Below are 15,962 nucleotides of genomic sequence, written 5' to 3' on the forward strand. Positions count from 1 at the left end.
ATGGCTGTATTTTTACATGTAATCCTAACTTTTATCAAGATTGGCGCCTTTTCCTTTGGGGGAGGCTATGCCGTTTTGGCCTTGATCCAAAAAGAAGTGGTGGAAGTGAACCAGTGGATTGAGGCCAAGGAATTTGTCAATATTGTGGCTGTGGCGGAGATGACCCCAGGTCCTATTGCCGTCAATTCATCGACTTATGTGGGCTTTAAACTCTACGGCCCCGGTATGGGGATCCTCTTGACCCTTTGTGTGGTCTTGATTCCCTTTGTCTTGGCCCTACTTGTTTCCCACTACTTTCAAAAATTTAAAGATAGTGAGAATCTAAACTTGGCCCTGGCAGGGATCCGGCCGACAGTCATTGGTATCATTGCAGCCGCCTGTTTTTCCATTGGGAAAATTTCCATTACAGGAATCCACAACCTGGTCTTTTTTCTCCTGGCCCTTTTTGCTGTGGTGAAATTAAAGATCCACCCCATCCTGGTCCTGGTGGGGGCAGGAGTCTTGGGAGTGGTCTACTATCTCTACCTATTGCCCCTCTTTTAAGTTGGGGAAATAAAAAAGGTCCATCCGAAAGGATGGGCCTTTTCTTTTAGCTTGAACTTTAATAGAAGATTTGAATCCGGTTAAAGGGATAGTCTTTTTCCTTGGCTGGGGGTTCCTCTACAATGCCACCAAAGGGCATTTGAGCTACAAGTTGGTAGGAATCGGGGACTTGAAAGAGTTTTTTAATATCCTGGTCAATGAGGGGGTTGTAGTGTTGGATATTGGCTCCCACACCTAATTCGGCCAGGGCGGTCCAAACACTGATTTGCAACATACCGCTGGCTTGTTGGGCCCAGTCATCCATATTGTGGGCATAGATGGGCTGGTCTTTTTTCATCTGGTTGACGGTATCTTGGTCGATAAAGAAGAGAATGGTGCCAGCTGCGGCTTTAAAGCTGTCGATTTTGTCTTGGGGAACCTTGCCATTAAAGGAAGCAGCGACTTGGTCCCAAAGTTGGTCATGGCTTTGGTCAAAGGCCAAAAGGACCTTGGAGCTTTTCATATTAAAGGCATCGGGAACCAGTTCCAAGAGGTCTTCTAGGAGGTAGATGACCTGGTCTTGGGATAGGGGTAGGTCCTTGTTGAGTTGGTAACGGCTACGACGGGTTTGTAGGGATTCGAGAATCATAGGATCTCCTTTCTTTTTTATAATTAAATCAATCTTTTTTAATCTTGTAAATAATCGTCCACCATGGCTTGGAAGTCTTTTTCATCCTTGGGAAGGTCAGCTACAAAGCCTGGGTCCAGGGCGGCAAAATACCATTTCTGGCAGCCGTCTTTTTCCAGGACGATGGCCTCTCCATCTTCAGACCCTTGGAGAGAGCGAGAAACTTGAAAGCCTCGGTCTTCCAGGGCGGATTTGACTCTTTGGTAGGCGGCCTCCCGGTCTCGGATATAGGCTTGGACTTCTCCTGATGGGATGGCGTAGTTTTCAATAACCAGGTAGGAGTCACCATAGCCTTGGCCTTCTTGGCTTAAATCTCTCAAAAGCTGGCCTTGGATGTAGATATCATCTTCCAGGGGAAATTCAAACCGGCTCAAGGGGATCTTGTGGCCATGGAAGTGGATTTCTCCATAGTCGGGTAGGTCTTTTTTATGGATAAAGTAGTCTCCTTCTAGGTTTTCCAAGGGACAGACTTCTTCGATGGCTTGGATGAGGGCCTCTAATTGGCCTTGGTCTCTAACTAGGCCAATTTCTTTTTGGACACTATCTTGTATAAATTGAACAAATAACATTCTTTTCACCTCTCTATAGTTTTACCCCATTTTGGCCAAAGATACCATAGAAAATCCAAGAAAGTTATGGTAGGATAAATGAATAAGAAGGGGGCAGAGACATGGTTTTTTCAAGTTCAATTTTTTTATTTTATTTTTTACCCCTGGTTTGTCTTGCCTATTTTTCCCTGAAAAAATTATCCCTAAGAAATATGGTCCTGGTTTTGGCCAGCCTATTTTTTTACTTTGCCGGAGCGGGGGTCCACCTCTGGGTCATGGTCTATTCCATTTTGATGAACTATGGATTTGCCCTGGCCATCCACCAGGAAGAAAGACTAAGAACCAGGAAGTTTTACCTGGGCCTTTGCATCTTTTTAAACCTCTTACCCTTGTTTTATTTTAAGTACTATAATTTTACCCTGGCCAATCTCAATGGCCTCTTTGCCTGGGAACTCCCCTACCGGGACATCCTAATGCCCATTGGGATTTCTTTTTTTACCTTCCAAGCCATGTCCTATACCATTGACATCTACCGCCGGGAGGCCCCAGTTCAAAAAAATCCCCTGGATGTGGCCCTCTACATAAGCTTATTTCCCCAACTCATTGCAGGCCCCATTGTCCGCTACGAGACGGTGGCCTTGGAGATTAAGGACCGGACCCATTCTTGGGAGGATGCCTACTATGGCCTTATGCGCTTTATGCTGGGCTTTTCCAAGAAAATCCTTCTGGCCAACCAAATGGCCCTGGTGGCCAACTACTATTTTGACGACCTGGCTGGGAAGACGGACCCGGTGGGTTTTCTTTTAGCCATGGTCAGCTATAGTTTTCAAATCTACTATGACTTTTCAGGCTATTCCGACATGGCCATTGGTCTGGGCCGGATTTTCGGCTTCCACTTTTTAGAAAATTTCAACTTTCCCTATATCAGTCGGTCCATTACTGAATTTTGGCGGCGTTGGCATATTTCCCTGTCTAGCTGGTTTCGGGACTATGTCTACATCCCCTTGGGTGGGAATAGGAAGGGGCTTTTAAGGCAAATCTTCAACCTCTTTGTGGTTTGGTTTTTAACGGGCCTCTGGCACGGGGCCTATTGGAATTATATTCTTTGGGGACTCTATTATTTTCTCCTATTGATGGTGGAAAAATTTTTCTTAAAGTCCTGGGGACCTAAGACCCTAAGCCATGTCTTAACCCTATGCTTTATCTTTTTTGGCTGGGTCATCTTCCGCTGTGAAGACCTGACAGTCCTGGCCAACCTGGTCCGGTCCCTCTTGGGCCATCCCTACCTGGAGGGAAGGGTTACCTGGACTTGGAGGTCCTTACTATCCTCGACGGATGCCTATATCCTAGTCAACTACGGTCTGACTTTTTGCCTGGCTATTCTCTTTTCCATGCCCCTGGAAAAGTGGGCCTTTGCCAGGGCGGAGAGGAACCAAGCCTTTGGTCTCTTGGCTGGCCTTGGCCTCTTTATCATCTTTCTTTTAGCCCTGGTTTACATGTTGACCGGGGGTTTTAACCCCTTTATCTATTTTCGTTTTTAGGAGGACCCATGAAGCTTTTAAAAAAAGTTTTAATTCTTATATCCCTGGCCCTCTGCCTGGGCTTGGGAATTTTCTTTCAAACAAGCCCCTACCATGGGCCCTTGTTTTCTGAAAACAGGTCCACTATGGACAAGCCTCAAATGACCCTGGAGGGTCTGGAATCCGGAGATTATTTTAACCAGGTCAATGACTACATCCAAGATGTCAACCCCTGGCGGCAAGACCTAATCCAGCTTAAGACCATCTTCCAGGGGAAAATCCTAAGAAGGCCTGTAGTCAACAATGTCTATTGGCAGGGGCCTGTCCAACTCCCCTATCTAGATGGGATGGACACAGACTCCCTGCGGCCGGACCTGTCTGCCCAGGATATGGCTCGTTTTTATCAAAAACTCCAGGGGGACTGTCAAAAGTACGGGACCCGTTTTCTCTTTGTGGGGATTCCCAACCAGACGGATATTTTTTCCTCCAAATTTCCATCCTATATGGAAGACACCGGCTACCTGGCCCAGGGGGAGGAAGCCTTGAAGGAAGCCTTGGACCAAGCCGGGGTGGAGGCCTTGTTTTTGCGGGACCTCTTGGCCCAAGACCCGGAAGCCTACTACTTAAGAAGCGACCACCACTGCTCCAACCGGGGTCTGCTTTTAGAAGGCCAAGAAATTTTAAAGAAGATGGCCAGCCCCTATGGCCAAAAAATCCAGGAAGATTTTGAAGAAGTAAGGGACCCCCGGCCCTTTGTAGGGTCTAGGAGTCGCAAGGTACCAGGATTGGGCCCTAAGGAAAGCTTGACCTACTATCGCTATAAAAAGCCCTGGACCTACCAGCTGGAAACCCCGGCAGGCCCTGGCCAGGTCTTGGAGCTAAATCCTGAAAAGGCCACAGTGGACTATGGAATCTACATGGGAGGAGACCAGGCCTATTCTGTTTTAAAGACAGACCGGCCAGGAGGTCTCAAGGTCCTGGTCTATGGTGATTCCTATACCAATGGTCTGGAAAGTATCCTGGCCCCCTATCTGAGTCAGATGACCAGCTTTGATTTTCGCTATGGCAAGAAGGAGGACTTTTTCAAGGAGCTTGAAAGTGGCCACTACGACTACTGCCTCTGCATCCGGGACAGTGGTATCTATTTAAAGGAATCCCCCAATGGACGATTTTATTGAAAAATTTTTTCATAGAAATCTCCCAAAGGGGGATAGGATGGGCTTTATGGCCTGGTTAAATTTTTTAAGATTATTGACAAGAGGGGACTTTTTCTGTATTATAAAAGAAAACACCTTAATAGAGTTTTTTATATTGGTTCTTTGTCTAGAAAGGACCAATTTTTTGTTTTGCTAGGAGGGAATATGCTAGGAGGGACTATGATCGAAAATTCGTTACATGATTTTGCAAAAATGACATTTAACAAGCAAAAGATGAAGGAAAGGCTACCCTATCCCATTTACTTAAAGTGGAAAAATGCCATCCGCAACCAACAAGACCTGGACCGGGAAACGGCCGATGCCATTGCCCATGCCATGAAGACCTGGGCCATTGAAAATGGAGCAACCCACTATGCCCACTGGTTCTTCCCCTTAAATGGAGCCACGGCAAAAAAACATGAATCCTTTATGGACCGGACCGATGATTTAGAACCCATGATTCGTTTTTCAGGCAAGGAACTGATTAAGGGCGAGCCTGATGCATCCAGCTTCCCCAGTGGAGGCATGCGGTCGACTTTTGAAGCCCGGGGCTATACCTACTGGGATTGTACAGCCAATTCCTTTATCATTGACAACATCCTCTATATTCCATCCATCTTTGTCTCCTACCGGGGGGAAAGATTGGACAAGCGGGGACCCTTGCTGGAATCCATGAATCTGGTGGGCCACTATGGAGCCGAAATTGCCAACCTCTTTGCCCGGGATGAAAAAACCTACCGGGTCCGCCCCAAGGTTGGTTTGGAACAAGAATTTTTCCTAGTGGATGAAAAATTGGCTCAAAAAAGGCCAGACATCATCAACTGTGACTGCACCCTGGTAGGGGCTGAACCTGCCAAAGGGCAAGACCTGGATGACCACTATTTTGGATCCATTCCCAAGAGGGTTATGGACTTTTATGCCGACCTCAATGCAGAGCTCTATAAACTGGGAATTTACGCCAAGACAGAACACAATGAAGCGGCACCCTGCCAATTCGAAATTGCCGTCTTGTTTGAAAACTCTAATGTCACCATTGACAACAACCACCTCTGTATGAGTCTTTTACGAAAGACCGCAAAAAAACACGGCTTAAAGTGCATCCTCCACGAAAAACCCTTTAAGGGGGTCAATGGGTCTGGAAAGCACAACAACTATTCCCTGGCCACCAACTACGGCCTAAACTGCTTTGACCCAGGAGACAACCCTCAAGAAAACCTCCTCTTCCTGGTTTTTTTAACAGCCATGCTTGCTTCAGCCGACAAGTATGCAACCCTACTTAGGGTGGCCAGCTCCAGTCCCAGCAATGATGCCCGTCTAGGGGCTCAAGAAGCTCCTCCAGCTATTATCTCCATCTTCTTAGGAGAAGACCTGGAAGAAGTCCTAAGGTCCATTGAAGAAGGGGACTTTAAGCCCAAGATGGATGTAGCTGATATTAAGATCAACAACCTGGCCTATGTACCCCGGGACCTGTCTGACCGGAACCGGACCAGCCCCTTTGCCTTTACCGGAAACAAGTTTGAATTTAGAATGCTGGGGTCCTCTCTCAGTGCTGCCGATGTCAATATCGTCTTAAATACAGCCATGGCAGATATCCTGGAAGGCTATGTGGACCGGCTCAAGGGCCTCGAAGGTCAGGACCTAAAGAAAGAAACCTACCAATTAATTCGAGAAGAGCTTAAGAACCACCAAAGAATCCTCTACAGTGGGGACAACTATTCCGACCAATGGAAGCAAGAAGCCCAAAGACGGGGACTGCCCTGCTATGGAACCTTCCATGAAGCTGTTAAGGCCCTCAAGGACGACAAGAGCATTGAACTTTTTGTTAAACATAAGATCTTTACCAAGGAAGAACTCTATGCCCTCTATGAAGTTTGCATGGAAGAAGTGGTCAAGGTCCACGGCCTGGAAGCCAGGACCCTCTTGTCCATCCTACAAAAAGACCTTATCCCCTCTGTAATTGAAGAAATCAACTTTGTCAGCCAAGCTTTTAGGCTTGTTGACAGTCAGGCCTTGACCAGCCATCTAGAAAAGCTAACAGCTGGTTTGGACCGACTCTACCAAGAAAAAGAAGTCCTAAAGTCCCAATTAGAGACCTGTGAAAAGCTGGCCAGTATCGATGAAAAGGCGGACTATTTACAAGGACAAGTTGTAGAAGAGTTAAAGAAAATTCGAGAAATTTCTGATGGTTTAGAAGAAGAAATCAGTCGTGGGAACTGGTCTCTTCCAAGTTATGAAGACCTATTCAATTCGGTCATGTAAGGAGGAAAAAATGACAAAGTATATCTTTGTAACCGGAGGTGTTGTTTCCGGAATTGGAAAGGGAATCAGCGCTGCCAGTATTGGACGCTTACTGAAAGACCGGGGCTTCAGCGTCTTTATGCAAAAGTTTGACCCCTATTTAAACGTAGACCCGGGAACCATGAGTCCCTACCAACATGGAGAAGTTTTTGTCACCAAAGACGGGGCAGAAACAGACCTGGACCTGGGTCACTACGAGCGCTTTACCGATGAAGAATTAACCAAAAGAGCCAGCATCACCACTGGTAAAATCTATTTAAAGGTTATTAAAAAAGAACGCCGGGGAGACTATGACGGCAAGACTGTTCAAGTCATCCCCCATGTGACGGATGAAATCAAGGGGGCCATTACCAAGGCGGCCAAGGAATCCGGTGCCGATGTGGTCATTACTGAAATTGGGGGAACTGTGGGAGATATCGAGTCCCTGCCCTTTATTGAAGCCATCCGGCAAGTCCATTCCGAGCATCCCAAGGGGGATGTGGCCTTTATCCATACAGTCCTGGTTCCTCAAATTCCAGGGTCTGATGAATTAAAGACCAAGCCAACCCAACACTCTTACAAACAATTGATGAGCCAAGGAATCAAGGCGGATGTCATCATTACCCGGTCTGACGGAGATGTTGATGAGTCCTTGAGAAATAAGATTTCCCTCTTCTGTGACGTACCTCCAGAAGCGGTAGTCCAATCTGAGCATGTGGACTTGATCTATGAAGTGCCCTTGATTTTCCACAAGCAAAAGTTGGATGACTATATCCTGGGACTGTTAAACCTAGAAGCCAAGGAAAGCCGCCACCACGAATGGAAGGATATGGTGGACCGGTTTAAAAAGGCAGACCAGGACCTAACCATTGGCCTGGTGGGCAAGTATGTCCAACTCCACGATGCCTACCTGTCTGTGGCCCAAGCCTTGATGGATGCAGGCTATGAAAATGGGGCCAAGGTCCATATCCAATGGATTGATTCTGAAGAAATTGAAAAAGACGGACCGGAAAAACACCTAAAAGGCCTAGATGGTATCATTGTTCCTGGAGGTTTTGGCAACCGGGGCATCGAGGGCATGATTGCAACAAGCCAGTATGCTCGAGAAAACAAGATTCCCTATTTTGGAATCTGCCTGGGGATGCAAATTGCCGTTTTGGATGTTGCCCGTCATCTTTGCAACCTCAAGGATGCCTCTTCTTCTGAGCAAAATCCTGACACCAACTATCCCGTCATTGACCTGATGGAAAGTCAAATTTCTGTGGAAAATGTTGGGGGAACCCTGCGCTTGGGGAACTATTCCTGCCACTTGTTGGAAGGAAGCCTGGCCCGGAACCTCTACGGCCAAGAAAGTGTAGAGGAACGCCACCGTCATCGCTATGAGTTAAACAACGATTTTCGGGGACAATTAAGACAAGGGGGCTTGATTTTTTCAGGCATCCACGAGGACCTGGACCTGGTAGAAATTGTGGAATTGAAGGACCACCCCTTCTTCCTGGCCTGCCAATTCCATCCGGAATTTAAGTCCAGACCCAACCGCATCCATCCCTTGTTTAACGGGTTTATCCAAACATCATTAAAGAATAAAAAATAAAAAACGAGGAGACGATTGTTTAGGCAACCGTCTCTGTTTTTGTCAGTTTTAAGGGGGAATTATGAAAGAAACAACCTATATTACTGGCCACAGGAATCCCGATACAGATTCCATAGCCAGTGCCATTGCCTATGCCGACTTTAAAAGGCAAACATCCAAGGGGACCTATCTTCCAATCCGCTTGGGTAGCTTGAATAAAGAAACGACTTATGTCTTGGACCGCTTTGGTTTTCAGCCACCCAAGTTGCTGGAATCCATGAAGGCCCAAGTAGAAGACCTGGACTTTGACCAGGCCCTGTGTGTAGATGAAAATATGTCCCTGTATGAAGCGGTGAACCTGCTCCAAGACGAGCAAAGACACACCCTTTTTATTACAGAAGAGGACAAGCTCTTTGGCATTGTTAGCCTCCAAGACCTTTGGCGGTCCTATGGGGATGTTTGGGCCGATGAAATCCTATACGATGCCCAAACGCCTATTAAAAACATCCTAAAGGTCCTCAGAGGGACCCCTCTAGTGGGCCAGGGGGACCTGGTTAACCGCCGGGGGGCCATGCGGGTTTTTGCCAATGCTCCGGAAAATTCAACCAACTCCATTAAAGAAAACGATGTGGTTATTGTGGGAGACCGGGAAGAATACCAGGAAGCTGCCCTGGACAGACGGGTTAGCATCATGATTTTAACCCGGAATGCCAAGGTGTCCAAGAGAATCTTAGAAAAGGCGAAAGAACTTGATGTCATGGTAATTCGAACACCTCTATCCACCTTTATGACTGCCCGGCTCTTGCCTCAAGCAGTACCTGTAGGCTACCAGTCCTCCAAGTCCAACCTCAAGGTCTTTTACCTGGACCAGGACCTGGACGAAGTCCAAGAAGAAGTCGTCAAGTCCCGTTTTGGAGCCTACCCCGTTTTGGATGACCAAGACCGGGTTGTGGGGTCTCTTGCCCGGGCCCACCTCCTTCGCTATAAAAAGCCCAAGCTGATCTTGGTGGACCACAATGAAAGCAAGCAAAGTGTAGAGGACATTGAAGAGGCGGAAATCATAGAAATTATCGACCACCACCGGGTGGCTGCTCCCATGTCCAATGAACCCATCTTCTTCCGTAATGAACCAGTAGGATCGACAGCCAGCATCATTAGCAAGCTCTACTTTGAATATGGCTTGGACCCCAGTCCAGAAATTGCCGGCCTTCTCTTAAGCGCCATCCTGTCTGACACCTTGGAATTTCGGTCCCCAACCTCTACCCGGCAAGATGAATACCTGGCAGACCGTCTGGCCAAAATTGCTGGCCTAGAGCTCCATGCCTATGCCATGGAGCTCTTTGAAGCCGGAACCAGCTTTTCCAAAAGCGATATAGGGTCCTTGGTCCGGGGGGATGTCAAGGTCTTCCAGGTCAAGGGGAAACAATGCCGGATTGGCCAGGCCTTTACCATGAACCTGGAAGCTGGAAAGTCCATGGAAAAAGACTTTTCCAAGGCCATGTTGGACGTCTTGGCAGAAAGCAAGGAAGATGTCTTTGTCTTTATGTTGACGGATATTTTAAAGGAAGAATCCCTCCTAATCGTAGAAGGACCATGTAAAAAAACCATCCAAAGCCATATTAGTCAAAATTGGAAAACTGGCGGAAAGATTATTCCAAAACTCCTTTCCCGGAAAAAACAAGCCCTCCCCAAGGTCATCGAAGCCCTGTCTTAATGTTTAAAGCCCCTTAAAAGGGGTAAAAAGAAAATGTAAGATAAGAAAGTACAAGGAGGAAAATATGGAATTTAAAGAAGGAAAAAATTGTATCTATCTAGGTCCAGACCAAGACCACTACAAGGCCATTATCCAATATGAAGATTGTGGCCAAGACCAAGTCAATATCACCCATACCATTGTAGACTCCTCACTTAGGGGCCAAGGTGTGGCTGGAAAATTACTGGAAGCCTTGGTAGAAAAGGCCCGTAAAGACGGCTTTAAGCTTCGGGCAACCTGTTCTTATGCCAAGGACAAATTAGATAAGACCCAAGACTATCAAGATGTTTATCTTGGATAAATAAAGAAAAGCCTGACATCCTAGGGTGTCGGGCTCTTTTTTGCTCTCTTGAAGCAAGAGGGCTTTTTTCGTATAATAGAAGAGATTACAAGTATATTTTTATAGGAAGAATTCATAGATTTTGGGAGGATCGGATGAAATTATATAACACCCTAACGAGAAAAAAAGAAGAATTTGAACCCCTCCAAGACAAGCATGTAAGGATGTACAATTGTGGACCTACAGTTTACAACTATATACATGTTGGAAATGCCCGGCCTATGGTAGTTTTTGACAGCCTTAGACGGTATTTTATCTACAAGGGCTGGGATGTTGACTTTGTTGTCAACTTTACGGATATTGACGACAAGATCATCAAGAAGGCCAATGAAGAGGGACTGGAAGCCAAGGAAATTGCTGAACGCTATATTGAAGAATTTAAAAAAGATGCCCAAGGTCTCAACCTGTATGAATACAAGACCATCAACCCCCGGGCCACAGAGTATATGGATGAAATCATCCACTTTATCAAGGACCTGGTAGACAAGGGGGCAGCCTATGAGTTGGATGGGGATGTTTACTTTGACATCACCAAGGCCAAGGACTATGGGAAGCTCTCCGGCAAAAACTTGGATGAGCTCCAAAGTGGGGCCCGGATTGATGTCAATGAAAAGAAGAAAAATCCCGGCGACTTTGCCCTTTGGAAGAAGAAAAAAGAAGGAGAACCCGCCTGGGAAAGTCCCTGGTCCCAAGGTCGTCCTGGCTGGCACATTGAATGTTCTGTAATGGCCAAAACCCTTTTAGGTAAGACCATTGATATCCACACCGGAGGAGAAGACCTGGAATTTCCCCACCATGAAAATGAAATTGCCCAATCAGAAGCCCACAATGGCCAAGACTTTGCCCGTTTTTGGCTCCACAACGGCATGATTACCGTAGACCATGAAAAAATGAGTAAGTCCAAGGGGAATTTTTTTACCGTTCGGGATATTTCCAAGGAATATGACCTGGAAGTCCTCCGACTCTTTTTAATTTCCAGCCACTACCGCAGCCCCATTAACTTTTCCAAAGAAGTCATGGACCAAAATAAAAATGCCCTGGAAAGACTCTACAACACCAAGGACCGCCTAGAAGGAGCCCTGAAGGCTGCTAAGCCAGGATCAGACCCAGACTTTGACCAAGATATCCAGCGATTAAAAGAAGAATTTTGCCAGGCCATGGAAGATGACATGAATACAGCCGATGCCCTGTCCAAGCTCTTTGACCTGTCCAAGCGAATCAACCAAGGCATCAATGAAGAAATCGGCCTGGAAAGCTTGAAAGGGGCCCAAGAAAGCTACCTATCCTTGGCCAAGGTTTTGGGACTCTTGTACAAGGAAGAAGACCAGGCTGAAGAAGAGGTCTTAAAGCTCATTAAGGAAAGAGAAGAAGCCAGAAAGAACAAGGATTTTGCCCGGGCTGATGCCCTTAGAGACCAACTCTTGGAAATGGGCATTGCCATTGAAGATTCACGAGATGGAACAAAATGGAAGAGAATTTAAGTCCTGGCCTAAATATGGCCAAAGACGGAGAAATTGCCCTAAGGGAAATACCCATTTTAACCCTGGCCTACCTGGGAGATGCTGTCTATGAAATCATGGTCCGGTCCTATATCCTGGACGCCCGGACCAAGGTGGCCCAGCTCCACAGGAAAAGTGCCGGCATGGTCAAGGCCCAAGCCCAGGCCCAGGGGGTTAAAAAGATTGAGGACCTATTAACTGACCAGGAAAAAGACTATCTAAGACGGGGCCGCAATGCCCACCCCAAGACCCGGGCCAAGAATGCCAGCATGAACGACTACCGTCTGGCTACAGGCTTTGAAAGTCTCTGGGGCTACCTCTATTTGACAGGGCAAGAAAACCGTTTAAGAGAATTATTCCAAAGGATGTGGGAAGAAAATGAAGGTTGAACTATTAAACTACACCCCCCATGGGGACCAATTAATTGCCCAAGGGGCCAAGCTTTGCTATTCTCAAGCAGGCTTAAAGGAAATCAAGGAAAAATTATCTCCAGAGGAAGTAGCTCGCTTTGTCAAGATGTTGGCCGACATGGGCCATATGTCTCCCATGGAGCATGTTTCCTTTAGTTTTTATGTAGAGGGGATTTCCAGAGCCTGCTCCCACCAACTGGTCCGGCATAGGCTGGCCAGCTATTCCCAACAGTCCCAACGCTATGTCCGTTTGGACCAGTTTGACTATGTGGTGCCACCGGCCATAGAAAAAAATCCCAAGGCCAGGGAAATTTTCATCCAGGCCATGGAGAGAGACCAAAGGGACTACCAGGCCTTGGTAGATAGCCTGGTCCAGGAAGAATTGGCCAAGGGACCGGTAACAGATAAGGAAAAAAGAGCCATTGAAAAAAAGGCCATTGAAGATGCCCGCTACGTCTTTCCCAATGCCTGTGAAACCAAGGTCATCCTAACCATGAATGTCCGGACCCTCCTGCACTTTTTCTCTCTCAGAACTTGTAACCGGGCCCAGTGGGAGATCCGGGAGATGGCCAAGCAAATGCTTCTAGAGGTCAAAAAGGTCTACCCAGAAATCTTTGCCAAGGCAGGACCGGGTTGCCTCCAAGGACCCTGTCCTGAAGGGGCCATGACTTGTGGGAAGATCAAAGAAGTTAGGGAATATTTTTTAGGTGGTCAAGAATGATAGAAGATTTAATTTTCGGTCGTAAACCAGCCGAAGAAGCCATAGAAAAGTCCATGGCCAAAAAGGTCTACCTCTTAAAAAATAACAAGGGGAATGTGGCCAAATTTCAAGACTTGGCCCGGGAGAAAAAGCTCCCTGTCCAGCTGGTGGACAAGGCTTTTTTAGACGATTTAGCAGGGGGAAAAAACCACCAGGGGGTGGTTTGTCAAATTAAGCCCTACAACTATTCTTCCTATGAGGAAATTTTAGCCTACACCCGGAAAAGGGGAGAAGACCCCTTCCTAGTCCTTTTAGACGGGGTGGAAGACCCCCAAAACCTGGGAGCCATTATCCGGACGGCCTACCTGGCCGGGGCCCATGGGGTCTTGATTCCCAAGCACCGGTCAGCCAAGGTTACGGCTACGGTTTTTAAAACCTCTGCCGGAGCCTGCGCCCATATAAAAATTGCCCAAGTAACCAATGTCAACCAAACCATTGAGAAATTGAAAAAGGAAAACATCTGGGTCTACGGGGCCGACATGGGGGGCCAAGCCTACTACAAGCAAAATACCAAGGGGCCCATCTGCCTAGTTCTAGGCAGTGAGGGCAAGGGCCTCAGTGACCCCACCAAGTCCCACCTAGACGGGATTTTATCTATTCCCATGTATGGGAACCTGGATTCTTTAAATGTGTCGGTTTCAGCGGGAATCTTGGCCTTTGACATTGCAAGACAGCGCCATGAAGAGGGTTAAGCCATACTATCGCAAAAAAAGGGCCTACTTATTTGTAGATGGCTACAATATTTTAAACTCCTGGTCCATCTTTGAAAGGGAAAGGGAGGAAGACTTTGAAAATGCCCGGAAAAAGCTCATGGATATCCTGGTGGACTATGCCCACTATACTGGCCAGGCGGTGATTTTAGTTTTTGACGGCTACAAGGTCAAGAAAAATCCTGGGGAGGAATTTCACTACAAGGGAATCCAGGTGGTCTTTACCAAGGCCATGCAAACAGCCGACCACTATATTGAGCAAGAGCTGACCTTGATTGGTCGCCACCGCAATGTCCGGGTGGCCACCAGTGACTCCATGGAGCAGCAAATGATCCTATCCCGGGGAGGCAAGCGGATTTCTGCTCGGGAATTGGAAGTGGAAGTGGCCCATGCCAAGGAGGGCTTGGTTCGGAGAAAGAGGCAGCTCAAGTCGGAATCTAAGGTCAATGCCTGGGAAGAAGAAACCTTAGAGTCCTTAAAAGATCTCAAGGACCGCTTGGACCCCCATTAAGATTTTCCCCCTTAAAGGGAGATAATGTGGAAAAATTTTCCTCTTTGGGAAAAAAATCTTGACAAGGGGAAAATCCCCCTGTATAATTCCATATATATTAAACAAGAGAAAAAGAAGAGTACTGAGTTTGGACTTTTCCAGAGAGCTTCGTTTGGTGGAAGAAGCAAAGAAAGAACTTGGGAAGATGGTCTTTTTATTGGAGCTGTTGAAGTTTTTAGGCGGCTACGGGTGCTCCCGTTACAGGGCTAGGGTATGATGGTACCTAAAGAGGTCTAGCTTGCAAAAGCTGGATGAATTAAGGTGGTAACACGAAGTTTATGCTTTCGTCCTTTGGGGCGGAAGCTTTTTTTATTGAGAAATTAAAGAAAAGAGGAAAGTATGAAAGAGACAAAAAATATTGAAAGCCTATGCGTACAAGCAGGATATGATCCTAAAAATGGCCAAGAGAGAATTCCGGCCATTAGCCAATCCATTACCTTTAAATATGACAAGACCCAGGATGTCCAAGACCTTTTTGACCTTAAGGTTCCGGGACACTTTTACTCCCGCTTGTCCAATCCCACGGTGGAAGTTTTGGAAAAGAAAATTACGGCCCTGGAAGGGGGCATTGGCGCCCTGGCCCTTTCTTCCGGCCAAGCTGCAGCCACCATTGCTTTTTTAACCCTGGCCCAAGCTGGGGACCATATTGTATCGGCCAACAACATCTATGGGGGAATCCACTCCCTTTTGGCCTCTACCCTAAAGAGAATGGGGATTTCCACCAGCTTTGTCCACTATGATGACCTGGCTGGAGTAGAAGGAGCCATCCAAGAAAACACCAAGGCCATCTATGCCGAAACCATCTCCAATCCCAGTGCAGAAGTCATTGACATCCAAGGCCTAGCCGACATTGCCCACCGCCATCAAATTCCATTGATTGTAGACAACACCTTTGCCACTCCAGTCCTTTGCCGGCCCTTTGATTATGGTGCCGACCTGGTGATCCACTCCACCAGCAAGTACATTGACGGCCATGCCACCAGCATTGGAGGAATCATTGTAGACAGCGGCAACTACGATTGGACCCAAGGCAAGACCCCCCTCCTAACGGAAAAAGATCCTGCCTACCATGGTCTGTCCTATACAGAAAGCTTTGGCCCCTTGGCCTACCTAACCCGGGCCCGGGCAGTCTATCTAAGAGACCTGGGAGCATCTTTAAGTCCCTTTAATGCCTTTTTAACCAACCTAGGGGCCGAAACCCTGGCTTTAAGAATGGAAAGACATTCAGAAAATGCTCTGAAAGTGGCCAAATTTTTACAAGGCCATGAAAAAGTGGACTGGGTCCGCTACCCCTTCTTAGAAGATTCCCCCTCCTATGAAAATGCCAAAAAATACCTAAAGGCCGGTAGTGGAGTCCTGTCCTTTGGCGTCAAGGGGGGACGGGAAGAAGCAGCCCGAGTCATCGATAACTTAAACTTTATCAGCCTGGTGGTCCATGTGGCCGATGTTCGTAGCCATGCCCTCCACCCAGCCAGCTCCACCCATAGACAACTCAGCGACCAAGACCTGGCAGCCACCGGCATTGATAAAAATCTCATCCGTCTATCTGTAGGAATTGAAGACCCTCAAGACATTATTGAAGACCTAGACCAGGCTCTTAGGGCTTAAAATTAAGA

Annotated in this window: 15 protein-coding genes and 1 other annotated feature; of the genes, 13 read left to right on the forward strand and 2 right to left on the reverse strand. The window is 47.1% G+C overall.

The genetic code is table 11. The features are described from left to right. Nucleotides 1-543, forward strand: a complete 543-nt coding sequence (locus tag CS898_RS04290; RefSeq protein WP_159459118.1) for a chromate transporter — start codon at nucleotides 1-3, stop codon at nucleotides 541-543. A 58-nt stretch (nucleotides 544-601) separates the two neighbouring features. On the opposite strand, the gene CS898_RS04295 is transcribed toward CS898_RS04290, so the two are convergent. After that, nucleotides 602-1,171 (reverse strand): nitroreductase family protein, encoded by a 570-nt coding sequence (locus tag CS898_RS04295; protein WP_099208226.1) that lies wholly within the window; start codon nucleotides 1,169-1,171, stop codon nucleotides 602-604. A 38-nt stretch (nucleotides 1,172-1,209) separates the two neighbouring features. Further along, nucleotides 1,210-1,779, reverse strand: coding sequence for a hypothetical protein (locus CS898_RS04300; protein WP_099208227.1), 570 nt, complete (start codon nucleotides 1,777-1,779; stop codon nucleotides 1,210-1,212). 101 nt (nucleotides 1,780-1,880) lie between these two features. Between CS898_RS04300 and CS898_RS04305 the strand changes: the two genes are divergently transcribed. The 12 genes from CS898_RS04305 to CS898_RS04370 all read left to right on the forward strand — a co-directional run bounded on the left by CS898_RS04305 (nucleotide 1,881) and on the right by CS898_RS04370 (nucleotide 15,954). Further along, nucleotides 1,881-3,299, forward strand: coding sequence for an MBOAT family O-acyltransferase (locus CS898_RS04305; protein ID WP_099208228.1), 1,419 nt, complete (start codon nucleotides 1,881-1,883; stop codon nucleotides 3,297-3,299). Between the two features lie 8 nt (nucleotides 3,300-3,307). After that, entirely contained in the window at nucleotides 3,308-4,456 is a 1,149-nt protein-coding gene (locus CS898_RS04310) for an alginate O-acetyltransferase AlgX-related protein (RefSeq protein WP_099208229.1), read from the forward strand. Nucleotides 4,457-4,654: 198 nt separating this feature from the next. Then, nucleotides 4,655-6,733, forward strand: a complete 2,079-nt coding sequence (locus CS898_RS04320; protein WP_099208380.1) for a glutamine synthetase III domain-containing protein — start codon at nucleotides 4,655-4,657, stop codon at nucleotides 6,731-6,733. 10 nt (nucleotides 6,734-6,743) lie between these two features. Then, nucleotides 6,744-8,345, forward strand: a complete 1,602-nt coding sequence (pyrG, locus tag CS898_RS04325) for a CTP synthase (protein ID WP_099208231.1) — start codon at nucleotides 6,744-6,746, stop codon at nucleotides 8,343-8,345. Between the two features lie 61 nt (nucleotides 8,346-8,406). Further along, the gene (locus CS898_RS04330) at nucleotides 8,407-10,038 is read left to right on the forward strand and encodes a putative manganese-dependent inorganic diphosphatase (RefSeq protein ID WP_099208232.1); all 1,632 of its coding nucleotides are present in this window, start codon (nucleotides 8,407-8,409) and stop codon (nucleotides 10,036-10,038) included. Nucleotides 10,039-10,102: 64 nt separating this feature from the next. Then, nucleotides 10,103-10,378, forward strand: a complete 276-nt coding sequence (locus CS898_RS04335; protein ID WP_009431619.1) for a GNAT family N-acetyltransferase — start codon at nucleotides 10,103-10,105, stop codon at nucleotides 10,376-10,378. Nucleotides 10,379-10,512: 134 nt separating this feature from the next. Next, nucleotides 10,513-11,898, forward strand: a complete 1,386-nt coding sequence (gene cysS / locus CS898_RS04340) for a cysteine--tRNA ligase (RefSeq protein WP_099208233.1) — start codon at nucleotides 10,513-10,515, stop codon at nucleotides 11,896-11,898. Continuing rightward, the gene (locus CS898_RS04345) at nucleotides 11,883-12,305 is read left to right on the forward strand and encodes a Mini-ribonuclease 3 (RefSeq protein WP_099208234.1); all 423 of its coding nucleotides are present in this window, start codon (nucleotides 11,883-11,885) and stop codon (nucleotides 12,303-12,305) included. The genes cysS and CS898_RS04345 overlap by 16 nt, the downstream gene beginning before the upstream one ends. Next, a complete protein-coding gene (thyX, locus tag CS898_RS04350; protein ID WP_099208235.1) occupies nucleotides 12,295-13,047 on the forward strand; it encodes an FAD-dependent thymidylate synthase in 753 nt (250 codons plus the stop codon). The genes CS898_RS04345 and thyX overlap by 11 nt, the downstream gene beginning before the upstream one ends. Continuing rightward, nucleotides 13,044-13,778 (forward strand): 23S rRNA (guanosine(2251)-2'-O)-methyltransferase RlmB, encoded by a 735-nt coding sequence (gene rlmB / locus CS898_RS04355; protein WP_099208236.1) that lies wholly within the window; start codon nucleotides 13,044-13,046, stop codon nucleotides 13,776-13,778. Before thyX ends, rlmB begins: the two co-directional genes overlap by 4 nt. Beyond that, complete coding sequence (locus CS898_RS04360; RefSeq protein WP_039880694.1) at nucleotides 13,765-14,307, forward strand: YacP-like NYN domain-containing protein; 543 nt, start codon at nucleotides 13,765-13,767, stop codon at nucleotides 14,305-14,307. Before rlmB ends, CS898_RS04360 begins: the two co-directional genes overlap by 14 nt. A 97-nt stretch (nucleotides 14,308-14,404) precedes the next feature. Beyond that, nucleotides 14,405-14,641: a binding site (T-box leader), on the forward strand. 44 nt (nucleotides 14,642-14,685) lie between these two features. Then, complete coding sequence (locus tag CS898_RS04370; RefSeq protein WP_099208238.1) at nucleotides 14,686-15,954, forward strand: O-acetylhomoserine aminocarboxypropyltransferase/cysteine synthase family protein; 1,269 nt, start codon at nucleotides 14,686-14,688, stop codon at nucleotides 15,952-15,954. Nucleotides 15,955-15,962 lie beyond the last annotated feature (8 nt).

The sequence above is a fragment of the Urinicoccus timonensis genome (assembly GCF_900232945.1).
Taxonomy (GTDB): domain Bacteria; phylum Bacillota; class Clostridia; order Tissierellales; family Peptoniphilaceae; genus Urinicoccus; species Urinicoccus timonensis.